The organism is Streptomyces sp. NPDC088261 (assembly GCF_044740805.1).
Classification (GTDB): Bacteria; Actinomycetota; Actinomycetes; order Streptomycetales; family Streptomycetaceae; genus Streptomyces.
On record NZ_JBIURL010000009.1, the window covers coordinates 15,214 to 40,701 of the forward strand.

The following is a 25,488-nucleotide window of genomic DNA, read 5'->3' on the forward strand; positions in this document are numbered from 1 at the left end:
GGACACGCCTTAGGGGGTGGCCGCTCCTTCGGGGGTGGCCGCGTCTCCTTCGGGGGTGGCTGCGGCCTGGCCCTCGGGGGCGACGGCGTCCTGGCTCCGTTTGAACATACGGGTCGCGGTGATCTCGCCGTGGACGACCTCGCCGTCCGGGTCCTGCTTGGGCAGACCGGGGCGCAGGTGTTCCTCCACGCTGATGTACTTCAGCCCGGCGCGCAGGTCCGCGTCGTTGCGCAACCGGATGACCAGGGGGAACTCGGCGAGCGCCGTCGTGTCGAAGAGGCCCGTGGTGTAGAGGAGTTGCACGCCGAGGGCGTCCGACACCGCGCGCTGGAGCTCCAGCAGGTACGTGGCGTTGGCGCGGCCGATCGGATTGTCGAGGAACAGCGTGCCCGCGTGGCGGTGCTTGTCTCGGCCCCGGTCGTTGCTGCGGAGCGCCGCCATCGTGCAGTAGAGGGCGATCGCGGCGGTGAGCAGCTGGCCGCCGGAGAAGACGTCGCCCATCTGCCCGACGGGGACACGCTCGGCGCGCAGCACGGCGTCCGGCTTGAGGATCTCGACGGCGATGCCCTTGGGCTGGAGCGCCGCCTGGACGCCGCGCAGGAGGAGGGACATGCCGTCCCTGCGGAGGTCGGAGTTCTTCTTGAGGGCGGCGCGGGTCGCCTCGTCCACGACCTCGCCGAGCCGCTCGGTGAGGGTCGTACGGTCCGGCTCCTCGAAGCGGATCCGCAGGAACTCCTGCCCGGACCACTCCCCCAGGCCCTCCGGCAGCCGGGAGAGCCGCTGGGCGGACCGGAGCGTGGTCAGGGCGGACTCGACCAGGCCGCGCAGCCGGTCCACGATGGACTCGCGGTTGCGCTCCAGCTGGGCCAGCTCGTCCGTCAGGACGCGGAGCCGGGGGGCGAAGGCCGCCGCCCAGCGCTCGGCGTGTTCCGGCAGGGCGGACGCGGGCAGTTCCCGGATCTGCTGGCGGGCCGGGGTCCTGACCTGTTCGTAGCGGGTGGAGTTGGCGTGCCGTACGAGCACGTCGCAGGTCCCCCGCAGGGCGGCGTCCGCCGTGGAGAGGTCCTGGGCACAGCCGCGCAGGGACCGGCGGGCCTCGGCGGCGGCCTGTCTGGCCTCCTCCAGGCTGCCGGGATACGGCTCCGGGGGCTCGGTGGTCTCGTCGGCGGCGGGGTCGTCGGCGGCGGCGCCGCGCAGCAGGTCGCGCAGGAGGGCGCTCGTCTCGTCGAAGCCGCCCGCCGCGTCCTCGGCGGCGCGGTGGGAGTGGAGCAGTTCGGCGTGGGCTGCGCGGGCGGTGTCCAACGCGTCGGTGCGCAGGGCCCGTTCTGTGGTGGCCGTACGGAGCATGCTCTGCGCCTGCTCGACGTCGGCGGGGACGAGGTCGTCGGGCAGTTCGGTGTGCGCGCCGCCGTCGCCCTCTCCGTCGGCGGGGGCGAGGCGTTCGGCCTCGCCGCGCAGGCGGCCCAGTTGCTCGCTGGCGGTGGTGGCGCGGGTCTCCAGCATCTGGACGAGGGATTCGGCGCGGGCGGCGGCGGCCTGGCGGGACGGGCCGTCGGCGCCGTCGGTGGATTCGAGGAGGTGGGCGGCGCGGGTGCGGACCTTGTTGCTGAGCCGGTCCAGCTCCGTGACGGCGGCGCTCTCGTCGCTCTCGGCGCGGGACTGTTCGGCGCGGAGGTCGGCGCCGACGCCGACCTTCTCGTACAGCTGGGAGGCGGCGCGGTAGGCCTCGCGCAGGGCGGGCAGGGCGATGCGGGGGGCGTCGGGGGCGGGCTCCGGGAGGGTCTCGGGCGCGCCGGCGATCTCGGCGCGTTCGGCGCGCAGGGCGCGGGCGGTGCGGCGGGCGTCGTCGGCGGCGCGCTGGGCGGTTCTGCGGTCCTCGTCCGAGGCGCGGGCCCGCTCCAGGCAGGCGGCGGCCCTGGCCTCGGACTCGGCGGCGTCGTCGGCCAGTTCGCGGAGCTTCGCCTGCCAGGCGGCGCGTTCGCGGAGGCGGAAGGCGAGGCCGGCGAGGGCGTCGGCGACGCGGCGGGCGCGCTGGGCGGTCTCCTGCCGTTCCTCGCGGACGCGGGCGGTGTCGGCGGCGGCCTCGTCCGCCTCGGCCCGTACCGTACGGGCTTCCGCGAGCGCGGCCTCGGCCGTCACGGCGGTCCGCCTGGCGGTCTCGGCCGCCTCGGCGAGTTCGGTGAGCATGCCGGGCGGGCAGTCGGCGCGCCAGGAGCCGAGGCGGGCGGCCAGCGAACGGTCGCCGGCCAGGCGGGCGGCGAGCCGCTTGATGTCCTCGTCGCGGACGGTGGCGCGGGCGCGGAGGGCCTGGCGCTCCTCGTCGGCGGCGTGTTCGTCGTGCATGGCCGGGTTCGGCGGTACGAGGAACACCCCGCCGTCGTCCAGTCCCGGCGCGCCGGGGCCGGGGACGGGCGCGAGCAGCGCGGCGGCCGTCCCGACGGCGACGGCGGAGCGGGGCAGCAGGGCGGCCCCGGCGAGGGCGTCGCGGGCGCGGGCGTGCGAGGCGGGGTCGGTGATCACGACGCCGTCGACCAGCTCGGGGCGGGCGGCGAGGACGGCGGCGTGGTCGCCGGGGTCGACGGCCTGGGCGAGGTAACGCCAGCCGGGGAGGGCGGGGATGCCGTGCTCGCCCAGGTACTCGACGGTGGCCAGGACGTCGGGCCCGGGCGGGAGCAACCCGCCGTCGCCGAGCGCGCCGAGGATCCGGGAGTCGTCGGCGGCGACGGTACGGAGGTCGAACAGCTGCCGCTCTGCGGCGGCGATGCCCTGGTCGAGCAGCTCACGCAGTTCGTCGGCGTACCGGTCCAACTCGGCGGGGGTGAGGGGCGCGTCGGAGGCGCGGCGGGGGGCGGAACGCCTGCGGCGGGCGGGGGCCCCGTGGTCGTCGGCGTCGCCGGCCGGGGCGGTGCCGTCTGCCGCGTCGGCGCCCACGAGGTCGTCGTGAGCCTGACGACGCGGGCCGCCGGACTCCGTACCGGCCGCGCCTACGGCGTCGTACGCCCCGGGGGCGACGCCACCCGGCTCACCACCCCTGCCGAGAACCCGCCCTCCGCCCGACGCCGCCCCAGCGGGCTCCGACACGCTCCCGTCCTCACCGGAACCACCCGCGCCCGCACCGGGCACCAGCGAACTGCGGCCGTGGGCCCCGATTCCGGCGCCGCCGGGCGCAGAACCGCCCTGCCCTTTCGGAGCGGCTTCGCCGATGGTGGCGGACGGGCGGTCGGCCGTCCCGGCGTCCGCAGCCGACGCCGTGGCCGACGTGCCGTTTCGGGCTTCGCCGGGCGTCGTCGAAGCGTGGGCCTGAGCCGGTGGGCCGGCCTCGCCCGAGCCGTCGTGCTCGTTCGTCGTCGTACCCGGCCGGCCGCCTCCGCCGGGCGTCGCCGAAGCATGGTTCTGGCCCGCGGGACCGGCTTCGCCGGGGGGTTCGGTCGGGCGGGGGCGCCCGTCTGCGGTCAGGCCCGGCGCGCCAGCGCCGGTGGCCCCGCGCGCTCCGGTGCCCGGCCGGCCGGCCTCGGCCGACGCCGTGTCCGGCGAAACGTCCCGGGCTTCGTCGGGGGTCGGGGAAGTGTCGGCCTCGGACCGCGTCGTCTCCCTCGGTGGGGTGGGGAGCTTCGCGGTGACCCTGGTGGGGCGGGACGAGCGTTCGTGGGTGGCGGGGCTGGTGCGGGGTGGGGGCTGGGCCGTGCGGGGGGCCGGGACCGCGGGGTGGGGGGTCGGAGGCAGGCTGAGCAGTTCCGCGAGGCGTTCGTCCCGGGCGAGCGACTCGGCCGCGCGGCGCTCCGCGTCGTACGCGTGCTCGGCGGCCAGGGCCGCGTCGGCGGCGCGGGCCGCCGTCAGTTCGGCGCGGGACTCCTCCGCCGCCGCCTCCCGCGCGTGCTCCGCGGCCGCACGGGCCGCCTCGCGCGCCCCGTCCCACGCCGCCACCGCCGATTTCTCCGCGTCCGTCGCGGCGAGCGCCGCGCGCGCCGGGTCCGCGTCCGGTGCGGTGTCGTCGAGCCAGCCCGCCCGTACCGCCTCCGTCGTCTCCTGCTCCACCTCGCCCAGCCGCTGCCGCAGATGGCCGATCTCGCTGCGGGCACGCTGCGCCTCGGTCGCGGCGGAGGTCGCGTCGCGGTGGGCGGCCTCGCCCGTCTCCTGGAGGACGGCGGAACGCTCCTCCTCCTCGTTCGCGAGGCGTTCGCCGTCCTCGGCGGCGGCGTGCAGCGCCCGTACGAGATCACCCGCGGCCGTGGCGCGCGCCGCCAGCGCGGGCGCCGCGTCCCGCTCGGCCTCGCGGATCGCGACGGCCACGCGGGCCGCGCGGTCGGCGGCGGCGCGGTGCCGCAGGACGGCCTCGGCCGCCTGCCAGGCGGAGTGGAGCGTACGGGCCTCGGTCAGTTCACGGCGCTGCGCGGCGGCGCGTTTCTCGGCGACGGCGAGGGCCAGGGAGGCGTGCCGGTACGCTAGTTCGGCGGCGATCAGCGCGCTGCGGCCGCGCGCCTGCTCGGCGCCGGTCACGGTGTGCGCGGCGGCGGTGACCCGCTGGGCCAGTTCGGCGGCCCGGCCGCGCTCCTCGGCCGCGCGGGCGGCGATCCGCCGTACGAGCGTACGGGCCCGGCGCTCGGCGGCCGTGTGGATGTCGCGGGCCCTCGCACGCGTCCCGGTGGTCTCGACGATACGGCCGAGCAGATCGACCGACCCCGCGGTGAAGTCGCGCTCCGCGGTCAGCTCGGCGCGGCGGCCCAGCTTGTTGCCGAAGCCGCCGACCAGGTCGGCGAGGCCGTCCGTGTCACGGGTGTCGGTGACGGCGCGCAGCAGGAGGTCGGTGAAGTCGGAGTCCTTCTTCACGGCGAAGAGACCGGCGGCCTCGCCTTCGTCGGCGTTCATCTCCCGCTGGTAGCGGAACAGTTCGGGGTCGAGGCCGAGATCCCCGAGGTGTTCGTTCCAGCGGTCGTGGATCTCTTCCCAGTGGACGTCGAGGTGGGGGTAGAACTTGCCGGCCTCGGTGAGCGCGTCCCGGAAGCCCTTCATCGTGCGGCGCCGGCCGCGCGCGCCCGAGGCGCCCTCGGCGAGCGGCCGGACGGCGGTGGCCTCGGCGACCGGCAGGGAGTCCAGGCTGAGCCCGGGGCCGGGCCGGAAGGAGTACCAGCCCTCGGTGAACTTCCGCGGGTCGTTGGAGACTTGGCGCCCGCGCCACTCGCTGGCCTTGCCGACCACGACGAGTTCGCCGGTGAGGACGTGCTGCCACTCCAGGGCGACGTGACCGCAGTCGTCGGCGAGGAGGAACTTGCGCAGGACGCCGGAGCTGGCGCCGCCAAGGGTGTTGCGGTGTCCCGGGAGCATCACCGAGAAGATCAGCTTGAGCAGGACGGACTTGCCACCGCCGTTCTCCAGGAAGAGCACGCCGGCGGGGGCGGGCCTGCGCGGCGGCCCGACGGGCTCCTCCTCGAAGAACTCCGCCTGGGCGGGGGCGGGGTGAGGCACGGGCGCGCCCACTCCGCGCAGGTCGAGCACGGTGTCGGCGTAGCGCGCACCGGCGGGGCCGATGGAGTAGAGGCGGACCCGGGACAGCTCGTACATGGCGGCGGACTCTCGTCTGGTGAACGGTGCGGGTGTGGGGGGCGAGTCTGGGAGGCGGGCGTGGAAGGCGGGTGTGTGTGGGGGGGGACGGGTGACGGACGGCGACGCGCCGTCAGGAGTGGAAGGGCAGTCCCGCGTCGGCGACCAGGTCCAGGTAGTCACCGTCGCGTGGCGGCAGCAGGGTGGCGGAGCCGTCGGTGACCGGGACGACGCCCAGCTCCAGCAGCTCCGTCATGGCCGCGTGGCCGGCCATGTCCCGTACCTGGAGCTGGTAGCGGGCGGTGGTGCGGTACGCGCCTCCGGCGTCGTCGCCGGTGCGCTGGAGGAAGCCGGAGTCGGTGAGGAAGGCGACGGCCTTGCCGACGATGCCGGTGGTGGAACCGGCGAGCCGCCGCGCGTCCTTCGTGGCGCCGGTGGCGCTGCGCCGTGAGTAGATCCGCCAGGCGGCTTCGAGGCCGGGGGCGTCCGTGGACGGGTCGGTGTTCTCGCCGTCCTCCTCGGCGCGCTCCTCCAGCCGCCGGCAGGCCTGGCGGACGAACCCGTCGACCCCGTTGACCGTGATCCGGCCGATGTAGCCGTCGTCGGCGAGGTCCTCGGGCCGGGGGAACGCCATGGCGGCGACGGCCAGATGGGCGAGGCCGTGCAGAAAGCGGTCGGCGGAGTCGGTGGCGGCGCGGCGCGCGTAGTCGCCCATGCGGACGGCGAAGACGGAGTCCTCGGCGGCGGTGACGGCCATGCCGGCGCGGGGGGAGACCTCCAGGACGACGAGGCCGAAGCCGGTGGCGACGGCGTCGGCGATCCGGGCGAAGGCGGTGTCCTCGCGGTAGCGGCGCAGCAGTTCGGTGTACTCCGCGTCGCGGGCGGGGAGCAGCTTGGGCTGGAGGCCGAAGGAGACGAGCCGGGCGGCGTCGGCCGCGTCGGCGGGCGTGACCGCACCGCTCGCCGCCGGGACGGCGCGCTCGGCCGTCTCCACGACGGCGGGCTCGCCCCACGCGGCCGAGTGCTCGGCGGGGTGGTCGCTCACGGGGACTGCTCCTTGCGCTGGGGGTTGGCTGTGACGAGAACGACCCGACGGCCCGACGAGGCACGGCCACCGCGCCCCGGGGACGGGAGCCCCGGTCTCGCCGCTCCTCCTGCCTTTCTTGTACGGCTCCGATCCGCCCCGCCCGTCGCCCGCCGGGGCCGCGCCGCCGGTCCACCGCGGCGAGGGGTGGGGTCACCGGGGCGCACCCGGCCCGCCGCCGGCCACGGGCCCGTCAAAGGCGTGGTCGCCGACCGCGGGGACATCGGAGGCGTGATCCCCGACTGCGGGGACGCCGGAGGCGTGATCCCCGAAGGCACCGGAGGCCCTGTCGCCTCCCGCCCGGACGGCAGGCACACGTACGCCGGAGTCGCTGCCCCCGGAGGCCGGACCGCCACCGGCTTCGGCGCCGGACGCCAGGCCGCCGAAGGCTCCCCCGCCGGAAGCTCCAGCGTCGGCCCCGCCGGCGCCGGAGGCGCCGTCGTCCGAGGCCCGGCCGCCGAAGGCCCGGCCGCCCAAAGCGGGCCCGCCGGAAAGAAGGCCCACCGTGGCCGGGCCTCCGTCGCCGAAAGCCGTGCTGTCGGATTCACGCCGCCTCCGTGCGGGCCGCCGTCATGCCGGCCGCGTCCAGGAGTGCCGTACCCACTATCAGGTCGGCACCGCCGAACTCCGGGTCGTGCAGGGGGGTGCCGTCGTCCACGGCGAACAGGAGGCGTTCCTCGCCCTGGCGGTAGGCCGTGCCCACGGGCGGGCTGGCCGCGTGGATGGCCAGGAGGATCACCAGGTACGGCAGTTCGGGATCGCGCAGGCGGGCCTCGGCGAGGAGGCCCGAGAGGCGGCGGGGGGCGTCGTGTTCCAGCGTGAGCAGTTCCATCGCGCTCGCCAGCTGCTCCTCGCTGAATCGGCTGTCGTCCGGCGTCGCGATGAGGTCCGGCTCCGGCATCTCCGCGCCGAGGTGGTCGCGCTCGACCGGGGGCGTCAGGAGCAGGTCGATCAGGTCGCCGACCCGGACGGACACCGGCGTGCGCGGTCCGGTGCCCCGGGCGAAGAACGCGTCCGTCACGCGCGTGGCCTGTTCCACCGGCAGCGGCAGCAGCGGGGCGACCAGCTGGCCGTACAGGTCGAGGCCCGCCCGGGCCGACGGTCCCGCGAACGCCTGGCGGTCCTGCTCGGCCCGGAACAGCGGTCCGGCCTCCAGCAGCCGGGACTGGAGCTGGGTGTGCCGGCGGATGCAGTCCTTGACGATGTCGACCAGCTCGGCGGCGCGCCGCTTGTGCTCGGCCGTCTTGGGGTCGTTGCCCGTCTCGGCCTCGTCGCGGGCCTTGCGGATGTTCGTGAGGATCGCGTTCTCGTGGCGGTACCGGTCGGCGACGTGGTCGAGCGCTTCGTCGATCATGTCCGGGACGGCGTTGAGCCAGTCGACCGCGCGGACGTTGCGCCGCGTCGCCTCCAGCGTCCGCCGCAGCGTCTCCGCGTACTGCACCGTGCGGTACCTGGCCTGTTCGGCGGCGAGCTGCGCGTCCGCGAGCCGGCCGCGGTTGATCAGGACCTCCAGCTTGACCTCGGCGGCGATCTGCGCGCTCGTGACGTCCGTGTCGAGGGCGCCCACCAGGACGTTGACCGCTTCGTCCGTCGTACGGAGGTAGACGCTCCCGCCGTGCCCGGGGACCTCCTCGATGAGCTTGAAGTCGTAGTCCCTGCGCGTGTAGACGCCGTCGGTGCCGAACGTCCCGTACACCGCACGGAAGCCGCGGTCCACGCTGCCGACGTTGATCAGGTTCTCCAGCACCCAGCGGGCGACGCGCTCGTGCTCGGCGGCGGGGCGGCGCGGGGCCTGCGCGGCGACGCGCGGCAGCAGCCTCGCCACGATCTGCTCATGGTCGGCGCCGGTGTCGAAGTCCATGTTCAGCGTGACCAAATCGATCGCGGAGAGCGCGACCTCGGCCATCGCGTATATCGAGTACTCCCCCGCGAGCTTGGCCTTGCGGGTGTCCAGATCGTGCAGGGGCGCCGTGCACGCGAGCGCGCGCAGCCGCCGCGCCAGCCCTTCGTCGGCGGCCGGGCCCTGTGCGGGCCGCGGCCCCGCGCTGAGCTGGGGCGGAACGAATTCCGGCGAGGCAGGCGAAGTCACGTTGCACAGATTAGATCCTCGGACTGACAACGGTCGAAACGGCGCAGAAGCGACCCGTCCGGTGGCCGGTCCGTGGGGTGTCGCGGTTACGTCCGCGCCACCCTGCGCGCGTACACCTCCACCAGCCGCTCGCGCGAGTCGTCCAGATACGCGGCCAGCAGCCGCTCAGTGCCGTCCCTGTCCCCCGACCCGAGCGACTCCAGCAGCTCGCGGTTGCGGACCAGATACGGCTGGTGCAGCTCTCGCGGCTCGTCCACGACATGGAAGGCGAGCCGCAGTTCGGCCAGGACCCCGCGCATCAGTTCGTCGGTCCGCGCGCTGCCGGCCAGGGCGACCAGCTCGCGGTGGAAGTGGATGTTGGCCGTCGCGACGCCGGTCCAGATCCCGTCGCGGGCCGCCCGTTCGCCCGTGCCGACGGCCGCTTCGAGCCCGCTCAGGGGGTACGGCGGCTCGCCGAGCCCGCGCACGACCGCGCATTCGACCAGCCGGCGCGTGCGGTAGATGTCCTCGACGTCCTCGACGGCGAGGACCCGGACGAAGACCCCCCGGTTCAGCTCATGGACGAGCAGCCGTTCGTGGGTGAGCAGCCGGAACGCCTCACGCAGCGTGTTGCGGGAGACGCCGAGCGCCCCGCCGATGGTCTCCTCCGAAAGCCGCTCCCCCGGCCGGAAGTACCCCTCGGCGATCCGGGTGCGCAGGATGTCCGCGACCCGTTCCGCCGTACTCGTACGCCCCAGCAGCACCCGGTCGTCGGCCAGTTCACCCACAGCGCCTCCCCTCCCCGCCGTCGTCACGCGCCCGCCCCGCCCCACGGCGTCCATCGTAGGGAGCGGCCGGCAGGAAACAAGAACGAGACCACAAGACTGTTGTGGGATCGTTCAACAATCCCCTACCGTGGAGTCAGCTCAAGGTCCCGGCACTCTCTCCCTCCTCCCCCTTCGAGGTGCAGATGAGCACGACCCAAGCACGTCTGACCAAGGACGAACTCCCCGAGGACACCGGCGCGTTCGCCTGGTTCCGCGCCCTCGGCCCGCAGGGGCGCCGCGCGTTCGGCGGTGCGTTCGGCGGATACGGCCTGGATTCCTACGACTTCTTCACCCTGCCGCTCGGCATGGTGGCGATCGCCGCCTACTTCGGACTCGACAGCGGCCAGACCGGCCTCCTCACCACCGTGACCCTCGTCGTCTCGGCCGTCGGCGGCGCCCTCGCGGGCATTCTGGCGGACCGCATCGGGCGGGTGAGGGCCCTGATGATCACCGTGGGGACGTACGCGGTCTTCACCGTCCTGTGCGGCTTCGCACCCACCTACGAGACCCTGCTGGTCTTCCGCGCCTTCCAGGGCCTCGGTTTCGGCGGCGAATGGGCCGTCGGCGCGATCCTGGTCGCGGAGTACGCGAGCGGCAGGCACCGGGGCCGTACCCTCGGCGCCGTCCAGAGCGCCTGGGCGGCCGGCTGGGCGCTCGCCGTGCTCGTCTACACCCTCGTGTTCCAACTCCTCGACGCGGAGACCGCCTGGCGGGTGATGTTCTGGACGGGCGCCCTGCCGGCGCTGCTGATCATCTACGTACGGCGCAACGTCGAGGACGCTCCGGAGGCGGCCCGACAGCGGCGCGAGAGCGCCGAGAAGGGCAGCTTCGCCACCATCTTCCGTACGGGCCTGCTCCGCACGACGCTCTTCGCGACCCTCATGTCCGCCGGGGTGCAAGGGGGTTACTACACGCTCGCCACCTGGGTGCCCACGTACCTCAAGACCGAGCGCGGGCTCAGTGTCGTCGGCACCGGCGGGTATCTCGCGTTCCTGATCTCCGGGGCGTTCCTCGGCTATCTGACGGGCGGTTACCTCACCGACCGGCTGGGCAGGAAGAAGAACATCGCGATCTTCGCCGTCCTGTCCGCCCTCGCCATCCTGGTGTACGTCAACATCCCCGGATCGGCGGACGGCCTGCTGCTCGTCCTCGGATTCCCGCTCGGCTTCTGCATGTCGGCCATCTTCAGCGGCTTCGGCTCCTTCCTCAGCGAGCTGTATCCGACCGCCGTGCGCGGTACGGGCCAGGGCTTCACGTACAACACCGGGCGCGCCGTCGGCGCGTTCTTCCCCACGCTCGTCGGTTTCCTGGCCACGAGCTGGGGGGTCGGCGGCGCTCTGGTCTTCGGGGCCGTCGGCTACGGTCTCGCCGTACTCGCGCTGCTCGGCCTCCCGGAGACCCGTGGGCGCGAACTGCTGTGAACCGCACGACTGTCACGACCGGAAGGTGACTCCATGACCTGGGCGTCCGTCGATCTCAACGCCGACCTGGGCGAGGGCTTCGGCCGCTGGCGGCTGACCGACGACGAGCAACTGCTCTCCGTCGTCACCAGCGCCAACGTGGCCTGCGGCTTCCACGCGGGGGACGCGGCCACCATGCGGCGGGTCTGCACGTGGGCCGTCGAGCGGGGGGTACGGATCGGCGCCCAGGTCTCCTACCGGGACCTGGCGGGCTTCGGGCGGCGGTCGATGGACGTGCCGCCGGACGAACTGGCCGCCGAGATCGCCTATCAGATCGGCGCGTTGGAGGTCTTCGCGAAGGCGGCCGGCGCGCGGGTCGCGTACGTGAAGCCGCACGGCGCGCTCTACAACCGGGTGGTGCACGACGCGGAACAGGCGGAGGCCGTCGTGGAGGGCGTCAAACTCACCGGCGAGCGGCTGCCGTTGCTCGGCCTGCCGGGGTCGCGGCTGCACGACCTGGCGGAGAAGGCCGGACTGCCCGCCGTCACCGAGGCGTTCGCCGACCGCGCGTACACACCCGAGGGCACGCTGGTGCCGCGCGGCCAGGAAGGTGCGGTGATCACCGACGCGGCGGCCGTGGTCGAACGGTCCGTGTCCATGGCGCGGTTCGGGGTGGTGACCTCGCGGTGCGGGCGGTCGGTCCATGTCCGCGCGCGCTCGCTGTGCCTGCACGGGGACACGCCGGGCGCCGTCGGTCTGGCCCGGCGCGTGCGGAGCCAACTGGAGGCGGCGGGGGTGCGGGTGGAGGCCTTCGTATGACCACGGTCTACGGCCCGAACTCCGGTGGGGGCCTTCGTGGGGGTGCGGCCGCTGCGGTGGGCGCGACCGCGCGTGCCTATGGCGGTACGGCCCTGCCCGTCGGCGACCGGGCGCTGCTCGTGGAGCTGGCCGACGGTGAGGAAGCGGCGGCCTTCCACGCCGAGTTGCTGCGCAGACGCGCCGCCGGAACCCTCCCGGCGGTACGGGAGATCGTCCCGGCGGCGCGCACGGTCCTGCTCGACGGACTGGACGACCCGGCCGGTTTCGCGGCCGGGCTGCGCAGCTGGGAGCTGCCCCCTCCCGGCTCCGGGGGGTCGGACACCGTCACCCTGCCGGTCCGCTACGACGGCCCCGACCTCGCGGAGGTCGCGGCGCTCTGGGGTGTGCCGGAGCAGGAGGTGGTACGGATCCACACGGCGGCCGCGTTCCGGGTCGCCTTCTGCGGGTTCGCGCCCGGCTTCGGCTATCTCACCGGGCTCGGTGAGCGGTACGCCGTCCCGCGCAGGGCCACGCCCCGGACGGCTGTCCCGGCGGGCGCGGTCGGTCTCGCGGGGCCGTACACCGGGGTGTATCCGCGCTCCTCGCCCGGGGGTTGGCGGCTGATCGGCACAACGGACACCGTGCTGTGGGACGCGTCGCGCGAGCCCGCCGCCCTCCTCTCCCCCGGGACGCGCGTGCGTTTCACGGCGGTGGAGGACGACGGACACGGGAGCAAGGGCCGGTGACGGACCGGGCGTTGGCGGTCGTACGGGCCGGTGCGCTGACCACCGTCCAGGATCTCGGGCGGCACGGACACGCGCACCTGGGTGTGCCCCGCTCCGGGGCGCTGGACCCGCCCGCGCTGCGGCTGGGCAACCGGCTGGTGGGCAATCCGGAGGGCGCGGCGGCGCTGGAGACAACGCTCAACGGCTGTGCGGTGCGGCCGCGTTGCCCGGTCGAGGTGGCGGTGACGGGCGCGCCGTGCGGGGTGGCCGTGGACGGCCGTCCGGTGGCGTGGGGGCAACCCGTACGGGTCCCGGCGGGAGCGGTGCTCGACGTGGGGCCTGCGGTGGCCGGGGTCCGGAGCTATCTGGCGTTCGGCGGCGGGGTCTTGGTGGAACCGGTGCTGGGCAGCCGGTCCACCGACCTCCTGTCGGGCCTCGGCCCCGCGCCCCTGCGCGACGGTACGGTCCTGGCGCTGGGCCCCCGGCGAGCCTCGGCGGCCCCGGCCGACGTCGTGCCCGCGCAGGCGCCACCCGCCGAACTGGTGTTGCGGGTACGGCTGGGGCCTCGCGACGGCTGGTTCACGGACGCGGCCCTGCGGACGCTCGGCTCCGCCGTCTACCGGGTGTCCTCCGCGAGCAACCGCATCGGCCTGCGCACGGAGGGGCCCGCGCTGGAGCGGGCGGTGACCGGCGAACTGCCCAGCGAGGGCATGGTGCTCGGCGCGGTGCAAGTGCCGCCGGACGGGCTGCCGTTGGTGTTCCTCGCCGACCATCCGACCACGGGGGGCTATCCGGTGGTCGCGGTCGTGCGGGAGGCGGACCTCGCGGCGGCGGCGCAGGCGGTCCCCGGTACGCCGATCCGCTTCGTCCCGGTCGGCCGGCGCCCACCCCTCACCGGCCGGCTCACCCCCGGTACCGGCTGAACTCACCCCCGTACCCGCTGCCCTCAGGTCCCCTCCGCCGTCCCGTACCCACCGCCGCCCGGTGTCCGCAGCACCAGGACGTCGCCCGCTCCCGCCTCCACCGAGTCGACCCCCTTCAGCGGTGTGACCGAACCGTCCGCGCGTTCCAGGGAGTTGTCGCCCAGCGCGCCGGGACCGCCGCCCGCCATCCCGTACGGAGCCGTCCTGCGGTGACTTGTCAGAAGGGTCACCGTCATCGGCTCCAGGAAGCGGACGCGCCGTACGACTCCGTCCCCGCCCCGCCACCGTCCCGCGCCCCCGCTGCCCTCGCGGACGGCGAAGCTGTCCACCCGTACGGGATACCGCCACTCCAGCACTTCGGGGTCGGTGAGGCGGGAGTTGGTCATATGGGTCTGTACGGCGTCGGCGCCGCCGAATCCGTCGCCCGCGCCCGACCCGCTGGCGACGGTCTCGTAGTACTGCACCCGGTCGTTGCCGAAGGTGAGGTTGTTCATGGTGCCCGAGCCCTCCGCCTGGACCCCGAGCGCCGCGTACAGCGCGCCCGTGACGGCCTGGGAGATCTCCACGTTTCCCGCGACCGTGGCCGCCGGGTAGGCGGGCGCGAGCATCGACCCGTCCGGTACCCGCACCTCCAGGGGCACCAGACAGCCGCTGTTGAGTGGGATGTCGTCGGCCACGAGCGTCCGGAAGACGTACAGCACCGCCGCCATCACCACGGACCGGGGCGCGTTGAAGTTGCCGGGCTGCTGCGGCGAGGTGCCGGCGAAGTCCACGACCGCGCTGCGCGCCGCCCGGTCGACCCGCAGGGCGACCTCGATCACGGCGCCGGAGTCGGTCTCGTAGCGGTACGAACCGTCGTGGAGCCCTGCGACGATGCGCCGTACGGACTCCTCGGCGTTGCGCCGTACGTGACCCATGTACGCCTGGACCACGTCGAGTCCGAACTCCTCGACCATGGCGTGGAGTTCGGCGATGCCCTTCTCGTTCGCCGCGATCTGGGCGCGCAGATCGGCGAGGTTGGTGTCCGGGTCGCGGGACGGATGCCGGGCGCCGGTGAGCAGGTCCCGCGTCTCCTCCTCCCGCAGCCGGCCGTCCCTGACGAGCAGCCAGTTGTCGAACAGCACGCCCTCCTCGTGGATGTCGGTGCTGAAGGCCGGCATGGAGCCGGGGGTGATGCCGCCGATCTCGGCGTGGTGGCCCCGGGAGGCCACCAGGAACCGCAGCTCCCCGCCCCGCTCGTCGAAGACGGGGGTCACGACCGTCACGTCGGGCAGATGCGTGCCACCGTGGTACGGATCGTTGATGGCGTACACGTCACCGGGGCGCAGCTCGCCCGCGTTGCGCCGCAGCACCTCCTTGATGGATTCACCCATCGACCCCAAGTGGACCGGGATGTGGGGGGCGTTGGCGATCAGGTTGCCCTCGGCGTCGAAGAGCGCGCAGGAGAAGTCCAGCCGTTCCTTGATGTTGACGGAGTGGGCGGTGTTCTCCAGGCGCACGCCCATCTGTTCGGCGACGGCCATGAAGAGGTTGTTGAAGACCTCCAGCAGCACCGGGTCGACGTCCGTGCCGACCGCGACGCGCGGGGGCCGGGGCCGTACCCGGGTCAGCAGCAGGTGCCCCGACTCCGCCGCCCGCGCCCGCCACCCGGGCTCGACGATCGTGGTGGCGTCGGGCTCGGTGATCACGGCGGGGCCGGTGACGGTGGTGCCCGTACGGAGGTCGGCGCGCCGGTGGAGCGGAGTGTCGCGGACCCGGCCGTCCACGAACATGCCGGTCAGGGCGTACGGCTCGGGCGCCGTCCCCGCCCCGGAATCGGTGCGGGCCTGCCCCGTCGGCCCGGGCCGGTGCTCGCCGCCCGCCGCGCCGATCGCTTCGACCGAGACCGCCTCCACCACCAGCGGCTTGTCCATCGTGAAGGCGTAACGGGAGCGGTGTTCGGCGACGAAGGCCGCCGCCATCGCCGGGACGGTGTCCAGGGCGACGGACAGGCTCGCGTCCGTACCGGCGTACCGCAGAAGCACCCGCGCGTGGGTGGTGATCGCGTCGTCCGGGACGGAATCGGCGCGCAGGTCGGCGCGGGCGCGCGCGGCCAGATCGTCGCACACCTCGCGCACGCGCCGCAGCGCCGGTCCGGTCAACTCGGCCTCGACCGACTGCTCGCGCATGGCGGTGGCGTCGGCGAGGCCGATGCCGTACGCGGAGAGGACCCCGGCGAGCGGGGGCACGACCACGGTGTCGACGCCCAGGGCGTCGGCGACCGCGCACGCGTGCTGGCCGCCCGCGCCGCCGAAGCTGGTGAGGGCGTAGCGGGTGATGTCGTGTCCGCGCTGTACGGAGATCTTCTTGACGGCGTTCGCCATGTTGAGGACGGCGATCTCCAGGTAACCGGCGGCGACTTGCTCCGGCGTCCGGTGCGCACCGGTGGCCTTCGTCACGTCCCGGGCCAGTTCCGCGAAGCGGGTCCGTACGACCTCGGCGTCCAGCGGCCGGTCCCCGCCGGGGCCGAACACGGCGGGGAAATGGGCGGGTTGGATCCGGCCGAGCATCACGTGGGCGTCGGTGACGGTGAGCGGCCCGCCGCGCCGGTAGCAGGCGGGGCCCGGCACGGCGCCCGCCGAGTCGGGGCCGACGCGGTAGCGCTGTCCGTCGAAGTGCAGGACGGATCCGCCGCCGGCGGCGACGGTGTGGATGTTCATCATGGGGGCGCGCATCCGGACGCCGGCGACCTGGGTGCCCAGGTCGCGCTCGAACGCGCCCGCGTAGTGCGAGACATCGGTGGAGGTGCCGCCCATGTCGAAGCCGATGACGCGGTCGAAGCCGGCCTGTTCCGACGTACGGACCATGCCGACGACCCCGCCGGCCGGGCCCGACAGCACGGCGTCCTTGCCGCGGAAGTGGGCGGCTTCGCGCAGGCCGCCGTTGGACTGCATGAACATGAGCCGGATGCCGCGCAGTTCGGCGGCGATCTCCTCGACGTACCGGCGCAGGATCGGGGAGAGATAGGCGTCCACGACGGTGGTGTCCCCGCGCGGGACCAGCTTGATCAGGGGGCTGACCTCGTGGGAGCAGCTGACCTGGGTGAAGCCCGCCGCGCGGGCGGCTTCGGCGACGGCGGTCTCGTGGGCGGGGTGGCGGTAGCCGTGCATGAGGACCACGGCGGCGGCGCGGAAGCCGTCGTCGTGGGCGGCGCGCAGGGCGTCGGTGACGGGGTCCAGGTCGAGCGGGCGGACGGTGGCGCCGTGCGCGTCGATCCGTTCCGGGACCTCCACGACCCGTTCGTACACCGCCTCGGGCAGCACGATCCGGCGGTCGAAGAGCCGGGGGCGGTTCTGGTACGCGATCCGCAGGGCGTCGCGGAAGCCTTCGGTAATGACGAGGACGGTGGGCTCGCCGCGCCGCTCCAGCAGGGCGTTGGTGGCGACGGTCGTGCCCATCTTCACGAGGCGGACCCGGTCCGCCGGGACGGGTTCGCCGGGGGCGAGGCCGAGGAGGAGCCGGATGCCGGCGACGGCCGCGTCCTGGTGGCGTTCCGGCTGGTGGGAGAGGAGTTTGCGGGTGACGAGCCGGCCGTCGGGGCGCCTCCCCACCACGTCGGTGAAGGTGCCGCCCCGGTCGATCCAGAATTCCCAGCGTCCGGTCCCGGTCATTCCCCCATTCTCGCAAGAGACGGCCCGGGTGCCCGGGCGGCGAGCGCGGCGAGCGCGCCGGAGAGCGCGTGTTCGGCGTGGAGGTCGAGGCGGGCGGTGGTGCCCCTGGCCCAGTGCCGTACCTCGTCACCGGCCAGGCGCAGCAGCTCGGGGAGGAGGTCCTGGCACCGCCGTACGACCCAGCCGGTGCCCGCGGTGGCGAGCCAGGCCAGTGCGGCCGTACGGGTCGGGGGCGGCCGGTCCGCCGCCAGCGAGGGGGCCGGGCCGGGGGCGAGGCCGCGGGCGGCGAGCAGGTCGTGGAAGCGGGCGGCGGTCATCCGGTGGCCGCGCTCGCCCGGGTGCAGCCGGTCGGCGCTCCAGAGGGTCCGGTCGGCGACCCAGGCGGTGTCCGCCATGTGCAGGTGGACCGCGCCGTGCCGCTCGGACAGCGCGTGCACGACGGCGTTGACGGCCCGCTGGCGCCGGGCGAGCGGGCGGGCGAGGGGTGCGGGCAGGCCGAGCATGGTGCCGGGGTCCGGGAGGCAGGCGGTCAGGAGGACGGCGCCGCGCGCGGCGAGGGCGTGGCAGACGCGGTCGAGGCGGCGGGCGAGGTCCTGGATGTCGAAGGCGCAGCGCAGGGTGTCGTTGACGCCGACGAGGACGGAGGCGAGGTCGGGGGCGAAGTCGAGGGCGGCGGGCAGCTGGTCCTCCTCGACGTCGCGGGTGAGGGCGCCGCTGACGGCGAGGTTACGGAACTCGGCGTCCCCGCCCAGCCCGCCCCCGAGCAGGGCGGCCCACCCGCGCCACCCTCCGTCCACGGGGTCCCCGACCCCGGCGGTCAGAGAATCCCCGAGCGCGGCGAACCGAATCCCCCGCGACGGCGCACCACCCTCGCGCCCGCCCCCTCCATCGCCGGACGCGCCCAGCTGGCCGGGGTCCACCCGCGCGCCCCACCCGACGGACGACACCCCGGCAACGCCCCCCACCACCGTCCGCCCGACGCGGGACGGCTCGACAAAGACCCCCGGCGTGGTCAGCTCGACCGAGGACGGCACGGCAACGGTCCCGGCTGCCGCCCGCCCGGCCGGCGTCGGGTCGGCAGCGGCCCCCGCCGCCGGCCGGGTGGCCGATGACGGAGCGGCTTCCGGTCCGGTCGGAGGCGGCCCCGCCGCAGGCCCCGAGGGCCGGCCGCCGGGCGGGGGCGGTTCCGGGGCCGTCTTCGGGGTGGTGGAAGGAAACCGGGTCGCGGCGGCGTCGGGGGCCGTTCGTGTGCCCGTGAGGGCGGCTGCCTGGATCCTCCGCGTGGGGGACGGGTCGGGCGTCCGGGTGGGGGCGGGTGCGCCCGCGGGCGGCGTGGTGTCGCGTACCGGCGGCGGTGTGCGCGTCTCCCGCGTGGCGGGGGTCGTCCCGCTCACCGCGGGGCCCCGTCCGGGTGGCGGAGGGGCGGGGTGGGCAGCGGGTCCGGCAGGCGGTCCGCCGGTCGCGGCGACCCGGCCTCGTGCGCCGCCAGGAACGCCTTCACCGAGCGGTCCCAGCCGAACAGTTCCGCCCTCGTCCTCGCCGCCGTGCGCCGCTCCGCCTCCGGGCGGGTCAGCAGGGCCTGTACGGCGTCGGCGAAGGCCACGCCCGTGTCCGCCGCCGACCTGCCCGCGTCGCCGATGACCTCGGGCAGCGCCGACGACGCGCTCGCGACCACCGGCGTGCCGCAGGCCAGCGCCTCCAGGGCCGAGAGCCCGAACGTCTCGGCGGGCCCCGGCGCCAGGCAGATGTCCGCCGCCGCCTGGAGATCCGCCATGGCGGCCCGGTCCCGTACATGGCCCAGGAACAGCGCGGGCAGCCGCTGCGCCTGCGCCCTGCGGACCAGCCCGGCCCGCAGCGGGCCCTCGCCCGCCACGACCAGCACCACCCGCACGCCCCGCGCCCGCAGCTCCGCCAGCGCGTCCAGCGCCGTACCGGGCCGCTTCTCCACCGACAGGCGGGAGCCGAGGAGCAGCAGGACGTCCGCCCCGCGCGCGTACCGCTCCCGCAGCGCCGGGTCACGGCGCTCCGGCCGGCACCGCACCAGGTCCACGCCCAGCGGCGCCCGCACCACGTTCCGCGCGCCGATGCGCAGGAACTCGCGCTCCGACCACTCCGTGGTGCACACGATCCGGGAGTACGCCCACGCGCTGCGCAGGTTGATCCGGTCGGCCGTCCGCCCCGCCGCCGCCCCGGGCACGCCCCAGGTCCGCAGCACCCCGTCGGCGGTCTCGTGGGAGACCATCACGGACGGCACGCGGTGGCGGCGCGCCCACTCCCCGGTCCAGCGCAGGGTGGTCCTGTCGGACACCTCCAGCCGGTCGGGACGGAGCTGTCCGAGCACCTCCCGCAGCCGCCGCCGCGCGGTCAGGACGCGGTAACCGCCGGTGCCGGGCAGCACCGGGCCCGGCAGGGTGATCACCCGCCCCTGCCCGGTGTGCTCGTCGGTCTCCCGCTCCCCCGGCACGATCAGCACCGGTTCGTGCCCGGCCGCCAGATAGCCGCTGCCCAGCTCCTGGAGCGCGGTGCGCAGGCCGCCGGAGGCCGGGGTGACGAAGTTCGCCAGCCGTACGATCCGCAGGCCGCCCCCTCCGGAGGCGGCCGGAAGGGACGGAAGGGAAGCGCCCGCCGCGTTCACGCGACCACCGCCGTGCGGGCGCCGAGCACGTCCGCGTAGTGGTCGATCAGCTGGTCCCCGACCACCGCCCAGGTGCGCCCCTCGACGGTGGCCCGGGCCACCTGTCCGTAGGAGGCGCGCAGGACCGGCGCGTGGGCGAGGTCTTCGACGGCGCGGGTGACGGCGTCGGTGTCGAGGGGCGTCACGAGCGTTCCCGTACGGCCGTGGTCGACGAGGTCGAGCGGTCCGCCCGCCGCGGGCGCGATCACCGGTACCCCGCTGGCCATGGCCTCCTGCACGGTCTGGCAGAAGGTTTCGTAGGGGCCGGTGTGCGCGAAGACGTCGAAGGACGCGAAGGTCCTGGCCAGTTCGTCACCGGTGGTACGGCCCAGGAAGAGCGCGCCAGGGAGCGCGCCCCGGAGGGACGCCTCGCTGGGGCCGTCGCCGACGATCACCACCCGGACGCCCGGCAGCGCGCAGACGCCCGCGAGGAGCTCCACGTGCTTCTCGGGCGCCAGCCGGCCGACGTACCCGACGATCAGCTCACCGTTGGGCGCGAACCGCCGCCGCAGCGCCTCGTCCCGCAGCTCCGGCCGGAACCGTACGGTGTCCACCCCGCGCGGCCAGAGGCTGACCCGGGGGATGCCGTGCGCCGCGAGATCGCTGACGGCGGCGCTGGAGGGCGCGAGGGTGCGGTCGGCGGCGGTGTGGACGGCGCGGATGCGCCGCCAGGCGGCCGCCTCGCCGGCGCCGACATACGTCCTGGCATACCCGGCGAGGTCGGTCTGGTAGACGGCGACGGCGGGGACGCCGAGCCGGGTGGCGGCCGACATGCCGCGCACGCCGAGCACGAAGGGGCCCGCGAGGTGGACGAGGTCGGCGCGGTGCGCGGCGATCGTCGCGGCCACCCGCCGGCTGGGGAGTGCCACCCGGACCTGGGGGTAGCCGGGGAGCGGGAGTGAGGGCACACGTACCACGGGGCACGGTGAGTCGATCTCGTCGTCGCCGGCCACGGCCGGGGCGATGACGAGCGGGTCGTGACCGCGCGCGGCGAGGTGCCGGGCGGTCTGGAGGGCGCAGTGGGCCACGCCGTTGACGTCGGGCGGGAAGGACTCGGTGACAATGACGACACGCATGCTCGTGTTGTCGTCCTGCCGGACGTGTCCCTGCCAACGTGGATCTTTCCGCCCGACGAACGCCCCATGAGCATTGGACTCCGGGGCGTCCCGGAGGGCGCCGCGGCCTCGGACGTCGTACGGAAACACACCTGGAACGCACACGAGCGGCGGGCGTGACGCGCCCGTGACCACCGGCCTGGCGCTCCGCCGGACGCTCACGCCCCTGAGGCCGTCCCGGGGGTCGTCCCGAGGTCATGAGCGTCCGGTGGTCACAGAGCGGCGGCGTCGGGCCCGATCCTGCTCCGTACGGCGGTCTGCACCTCGGCCTCCTCGGCCGGATCCGCGGCCAGCCGCCGCAGCCGCTCCGCCACCCGTACGTCGGCGGTCTCCGCGTGCAGCGCGGCGACCTCCCGGGTGGTCTCCTCGCAGTCCCACAGGCATTCGACGGCGAATCCGGTGGCGTACGAGGGGTCGGTGGCGGCCAGCGCCCTCGCCGCGCGCCCGCGCAGCTGGGAGGAGGCGGTCTCGCGGTAGACGTGGCGCAGCACGGGAGCGGCGCAGACGATGCCGAGGCGTCCCGCCCCGTCGACGAGGGTCCACAGCAGGGGCGCGTCGGGCCCCTCCGACCGTACGGTCTCGCGCAGCGCGCCGAGGACCAGCTGGGTGTCCTGCGTGCCGCCCCGGCCGGCCAGCACCCCCGCGGCGGAGGCGCCGAGGGCGTCGGGCCGGTGGACCCAGCCCCGGGCCCGGTCGACGGCGTCCTCGCCGCACATCCGCTCGAACGCGGCGACGGAGGCCTCCGCGACCGTACGGTCCGTACTCGACGCGGCGGCCTCGATCAGGTCGAGAACCACCGGGTCGCGGATCTCGGCGAGGTAGTGGAGCGAGGCGCACCGGGCCGCGTCGGGTCCGTTGCGCGCGGCCTCGACGATCGCCCGCCGGTCGTCGGGCCCCGCGACCGCCGTGAGGCAGCGCGCGGCGGGCACGTGGAGGGGCGTGCCCCGGTCGAGCGCCTGTTGCGCCCAGTCGAAGACGGCCTGGACGCTCCAGCCCGGCCGTGGTCCGCTCGGCCGCATCTGGCGCTGCCAGCGGTCGAACGAGCCCTGTTCGCCCGCGGCCCTGATCCGGCCGCCGACCGCGGCGCGCGGATCGTCGGCCCAGAGCCGCCAGGGGCGGGGTTCGAAGGCGTCCCGTACGGCCGAGGCCAGCTCGGCCTCGCCCTCCGGGGTGGCCGGGAAGCGGGCGAGCACGGGCAGCGCGAGGGAGCGCAGGCCCGTGTCGTCGTCGCGCAGCGCCAGCTCGTCCAGGGCCCAGGCCCAGTTGGAGCCGGTCGCGGCGTAGCGCCTGAGGAGGTCCAGGGCGTCGCGCCTGCCGTACGAGGCGAGGTGCCCCAGGACGGCGAGGGAGAGCCCGGTCCTGGACTCCTCGGTGTCGAAGTGGTCCTCTGCCCGGAAGAGATGGTGGTCGATGGCGTCAAGACGGCCGTGGAGATCCAGGTAGAGGCGTGCGTAGTACAGCGAGCGGTTCTCGACCTGCCAGTCGTGGCGCGGGTCGGTCAGCACGCAGTGGTTGAGGGCGGCGAGCGCTTCCGCGCGGGGCGCGGCGAGCGCGTGCAGCGTGCCGTCGCCGCGGCCCCTCTGCAACAGGCCGAGCAGCGTGCCGCTCGGCGCTATGACTGGATCGAACATGGGGAAAGCCTCACTCAAGCTGTCGACGCAACCGGGGGGTAGAAATACCTAGGCCGCGCGGCAACAAGTTCGGCCGACCGTCGTCTGTCGCTTGGTGTGGACCATCTTCCTCTGCCTCTCGTCGGGGGCCCCGTACGGGCTCGACGTCATGATGACCCAGCCATTTCGCCTCCGCGACCACATTTCGCCTCCCGCCCGTTCCCGCGCCCGTCCTACGGAGCCTCCCGCCGCACACGGCGGGACCGTCCCGCCTCACTGGGCCCCGAAGAGCTCCAGGAGGTCCGTCTTCCCGAACATGCGCGCGGTATCCACGGCGGAGGGGGTGCCACCCGCCGGATCGGCGCCGCCGGCCAGCAGGGCGCGGATCACCGCGTCCTCGCCCTTGAAGACGGCGCCGGCGAGCGGGGTCTGGCCGCGGTCGTTGGGCCGGTCCGGGTCCGCGCCACGCGCGAGAAGAAGCTCCACGGCGGGGGCGTGGCCGTGATAAGCGGCGAGCATGACGAGGGAGTCGCCCCGGTCGTTGGAGAGGTTCGGCGACACTCCGGCGTCCACGAACGCGGCGAGGGCGTCGCCCTCACCCCGCCGGGCGTGCTCGAAGATCCGCGTCGCCAGCTCCACCACCGCCGGATCGTGGGCCTCGCTCATCGGTGAACCGCCTTTCACGCCGTTGACCTGGGGCGGACGGCGTGCGCAGCCGTCCGGGTGACGAAAGGGTACTGCTCAGCGGCAAGGTCGGGCGGTCCGCCACCCGGGCGGGGTCCCGATGTGGGCCAGTGCAGTGAAATACCAAATAATTCACTCATTTGCACCTTTTGTCGCATAGATACTTTCGGTGATCCTGGAAGAACTCATGGTGACTGTCCCCTCAACCAGGAGAATCCTCATGATCCTGTCCATCTCAGGTGTCGTGCTGCTCGGAATCATCGTCTTCCTCTTCTTCAGGAAGGACGGGCTCAAGGCGTCCCACGCGTTTGTGAGCGCCCTCTTCGGTTTCTATCTCGCGGGCACCGCCATCGCTCCGAGCATCACGGCCGGCGGCGCCTCCCTCGCCGGTCTGCTGGGCGGGATCAAGTTCTGACCCCCGCCTCCCTCCCTTCCCGCATCCCCCCAGGAGACAGACGTGGCCCGGCGACCGCTCCCCCGCATTCTGAGCAGCGGCAGTGCCCAGCTCGCTCGCAGCCGCGAGATGGCCCGCACGGCCGCCGACGGCGCCACGGACGTTCTCCATCCGCTGATCACGATCACCCGTGGTCTGCGGGTGCTGGCCGCCACCGCGCGCCAGAAGTGGGCCGGCACCCCCAGGGAGCGGCGCGGTCCCGCGCTGTTCCTGGTGGCGGCCTGCGGACTGGTGGTCGCGCTCATCCCGTACGGGCCACTGCTGGCCCTCGTCTCGGTGATGGCCGCGGCCGCCTGGAAGGGACGGGACCGTACGCCGAAGCGGACGGGGCCCGACGAGGCGGAGACGGAGCGGCTCCGGTCCCTCTACGAGGCGCTGGTGCCCTACTTCTCCGTACCGGAGGACCCCACTCCGCTCTTCTCCCACGGCGGGGAGTGGGAGTCGGCGTTCGACGAGTACGCGTTCGACGGTGACGGACGGCTCACCGGGCTGCGGATGAAGTACCCCCCGTACTTCACCGACGGTGAGCCGGCCGCCCGCGCCAGGATCGAACAGCTCCTGCACGCCAAGTCGGGGCGCGGGCGCGAATACCTCTTCGACTGGGACCAGGAGGGCAACCGGCTGACGCTGACCGTGCTCGCCGCCCTGCCCACCGCCATCGCCGCGCAGCGTTTTGTCACCGTCCCCGGTGAGACGGTGCTCGGCTTCACCGACGACGACGCGGTCCAGCGCACCGTGCCGGTCCTGGCGGGCGACGAGACCCACGACGCGCCGCCGGTGGTGTGGCGTACGGGCCCGCGCTCCACGGAGCCGCACCTGCTGGTGGCCGGCCAGCCGGGCAGCGGCGCCACGAGCCTGCTGCGCTCGCTCGCGCTCCAGGCGCTCCAGCACGGCGACGTGCTGATCGTGGAGGGCAGCGCGACGGGCGAGTTCGCGTTTCTCGCGGGGCACCGGGGGGTGCTGTCGGTGGAGTCCTCGCTGTCCGGCGCGCTGTCCAGCCTCGAATGGGCCTCGCACGAGACGGAACGGCGGCTGATCGCGGCGAACCGGGCACGGCAGTCCGGGCATCCCACGCCCGACGACGTGAAGTGCCCGCTGTGGATCCTCGTGGACCGGCCGAGCGTCTTCGGGCAGCTGGCGGCGGCGGGCGGGCGGCCCGATCCGCAGGATCACCTCCAGATCCCGCTGCGGCACGGGCGGGCCGCGGGGGTGACGGTGGTCGTCGCGGAGCAGCTCGACAGCCTGGACGCGCTGGGCGACGCCGTACGGTCGCACACGCGCGCCCGGGTCGTCCTGGGGCCGGTGGTCGCGGCGCAGGTGGAGGCGGTGCTCGGGGCGCCGCCGCACACGACGCCCACGGCGGACGTTCCGCCGGGGCGGGGGTACGCACGCCTCGGTACGGGTCCGGTGCTGAGGCTCCAGGTGCCGGCGACGCCGGACCCGTACGACGACGCGACGAGCGAGGGGCACCGGCGGGCGGTGCTGGAACTGCTCCCCGACGCGGTGACGCCTCCGGCTGGGGGGCCGGTTCCTGGGCGGGGGGTGGAGCGGGTGGCCTCTGCGGGGGCGGTGGCGACGGGGGTGCCGGTCGAGGGCTGACCGTTGCGACGACCGGGTGCGGCCCGGTGGGCCTGTGTCCTCAATCGCCGGACGGGCTGGATTGGGCCGGACGCGATGACCGGGCGCGGCCTGGTGGGCGGGTGTCCTCAAACTCCGGACGGGCTGAATTCGGCCGGACACGATGACCGGGCGCGGCCCGGTGGACGGGTGTCCTCAAACGCCGGACGGGCTGAATTCAGCCGGCCTCTCCCAACCCAGTCGGCGGTTGAGAACACCGGCCCATCTCCCCAAGCCCGTCCGCCGATTGACGACACCGGCCCACCCCTTGAAGCCCGTCCGGCGTTTGAGGACACCCACCCACCGGGCCGCACCTTCCAA

The 25,488-nt window shown here is 74.7% G+C and carries 16 protein-coding genes; 6 read left to right on the top strand and 10 right to left on the bottom strand.

Going from position 1 to position 25,488, the window contains the following annotated elements:
• Nucleotides 1-9: 9 nt before the first annotated feature.
• The 4 genes from ACIODU_RS18770 to ACIODU_RS18785 all read right to left on the bottom strand — a co-directional run bounded on the left by ACIODU_RS18770 (nt 10) and on the right by ACIODU_RS18785 (nt 9,532).
• Nucleotides 10-5,559 carry a hypothetical protein gene (locus tag ACIODU_RS18770; RefSeq protein ID WP_401768768.1) on the bottom strand — a complete coding sequence of 1,850 codons (5,550 nt, stop codon included), beginning with the start codon at nt 5,557-5,559 and terminating at the stop codon, nt 10-12.
• A gap of 112 nt (nt 5,560-5,671) precedes the next feature.
• Nucleotides 5,672-6,583, bottom strand: a complete 912-nt coding sequence (locus tag ACIODU_RS18775) for a hypothetical protein (protein WP_356431260.1) — start codon at nt 6,581-6,583, stop codon at nt 5,672-5,674.
• Nucleotides 6,584-7,166: 583 nt separating this feature from the next.
• Nucleotides 7,167-8,711 (bottom strand): hypothetical protein, encoded by a 1,545-nt coding sequence (locus ACIODU_RS18780; protein WP_356431257.1) that lies wholly within the window; start codon nt 8,709-8,711, stop codon nt 7,167-7,169.
• Nucleotides 8,712-8,797: 86 nt separating this feature from the next.
• On the bottom strand, nt 8,798-9,532 hold the full coding sequence (locus ACIODU_RS18785) for a GntR family transcriptional regulator (protein WP_401768771.1): 735 nt from the start codon (nt 9,530-9,532) through the stop codon (nt 8,798-8,800).
• A 128-nt stretch (nt 9,533-9,660) separates the two neighbouring features.
• Here ACIODU_RS18785 and ACIODU_RS18790 point away from each other — a divergent pair, with 128 nt between their 5' ends.
• Genes ACIODU_RS18790 through ACIODU_RS18805 form a run of 4 tightly spaced genes read left to right on the top strand, consistent with a single transcriptional unit; the run spans nt 9,661 to nt 13,363 of the window.
• A complete protein-coding gene (locus tag ACIODU_RS18790) occupies nt 9,661-10,938 on the top strand; it encodes an MFS transporter (protein ID WP_401768773.1) in 1,278 nt (425 codons plus the stop codon).
• A 33-nt stretch (nt 10,939-10,971) separates the two neighbouring features.
• On the top strand, nt 10,972-11,736 hold the full coding sequence (locus ACIODU_RS18795; protein ID WP_401768775.1) for a LamB/YcsF family protein: 765 nt from the start codon (nt 10,972-10,974) through the stop codon (nt 11,734-11,736).
• Nucleotides 11,733-12,461, top strand: a complete 729-nt coding sequence (locus ACIODU_RS18800; protein ID WP_401768778.1) for an allophanate hydrolase subunit 1 — start codon at nt 11,733-11,735, stop codon at nt 12,459-12,461. Before ACIODU_RS18795 ends, ACIODU_RS18800 begins: the two co-directional genes overlap by 4 nt.
• Nucleotides 12,458-13,363 carry a biotin-dependent carboxyltransferase family protein gene (locus ACIODU_RS18805; protein WP_401768779.1) on the top strand — a complete coding sequence of 302 codons (906 nt, stop codon included), beginning with the start codon at nt 12,458-12,460 and terminating at the stop codon, nt 13,361-13,363. The genes ACIODU_RS18800 and ACIODU_RS18805 overlap by 4 nt, the downstream gene beginning before the upstream one ends.
• Nucleotides 13,364-13,386: 23 nt before the next feature.
• Here ACIODU_RS18805 and ACIODU_RS18810 read toward each other — a convergent pair whose 3' ends face one another.
• The 6 genes from ACIODU_RS18810 to ACIODU_RS18835 form a co-directional block, all read right to left on the bottom strand.
• Nucleotides 13,387-17,013 carry a hydantoinase B/oxoprolinase family protein gene (locus ACIODU_RS18810; protein WP_401768782.1) on the bottom strand — a complete coding sequence of 1,209 codons (3,627 nt, stop codon included), beginning with the start codon at nt 17,011-17,013 and terminating at the stop codon, nt 13,387-13,389.
• The gene (locus ACIODU_RS18815) at nt 17,010-17,918 is read right to left on the bottom strand and encodes an SGNH/GDSL hydrolase family protein (RefSeq protein ID WP_401769154.1); all 909 of its coding nucleotides are present in this window, start codon (nt 17,916-17,918) and stop codon (nt 17,010-17,012) included. Before ACIODU_RS18815 ends, ACIODU_RS18810 begins: the two co-directional genes overlap by 4 nt.
• Before the next feature lie 485 nt (nt 17,919-18,403).
• Entirely contained in the window at nt 18,404-19,648 is a 1,245-nt protein-coding gene (locus ACIODU_RS18820; protein WP_401768785.1) for a glycosyltransferase, read from the bottom strand.
• Nucleotides 19,645-20,763, bottom strand: a complete 1,119-nt coding sequence (locus ACIODU_RS18825; protein ID WP_401768788.1) for a glycosyltransferase family 4 protein — start codon at nt 20,761-20,763, stop codon at nt 19,645-19,647. Before ACIODU_RS18825 ends, ACIODU_RS18820 begins: the two co-directional genes overlap by 4 nt.
• Before the next feature lie 251 nt (nt 20,764-21,014).
• On the bottom strand, nt 21,015-22,433 hold the full coding sequence (locus ACIODU_RS18830) for a HEAT repeat domain-containing protein (protein ID WP_401768791.1): 1,419 nt from the start codon (nt 22,431-22,433) through the stop codon (nt 21,015-21,017).
• Nucleotides 22,434-22,685: 252 nt separating this feature from the next.
• Nucleotides 22,686-23,078 carry an ankyrin repeat domain-containing protein gene (locus ACIODU_RS18835; protein WP_161307555.1) on the bottom strand — a complete coding sequence of 131 codons (393 nt, stop codon included), beginning with the start codon at nt 23,076-23,078 and terminating at the stop codon, nt 22,686-22,688.
• Nucleotides 23,079-23,316: 238 nt separating this feature from the next.
• Here ACIODU_RS18835 and ACIODU_RS18840 point away from each other — a divergent pair, with 238 nt between their 5' ends.
• A complete protein-coding gene (locus tag ACIODU_RS18840; RefSeq protein ID WP_161307554.1) occupies nt 23,317-23,511 on the top strand; it encodes a hypothetical protein in 195 nt (64 codons plus the stop codon).
• Between the two features lie 42 nt (nt 23,512-23,553).
• A complete protein-coding gene (locus ACIODU_RS18845) occupies nt 23,554-25,149 on the top strand; it encodes a hypothetical protein (RefSeq protein ID WP_401768795.1) in 1,596 nt (531 codons plus the stop codon).
• Nucleotides 25,150-25,488: the final 339 nt, after the last annotated feature.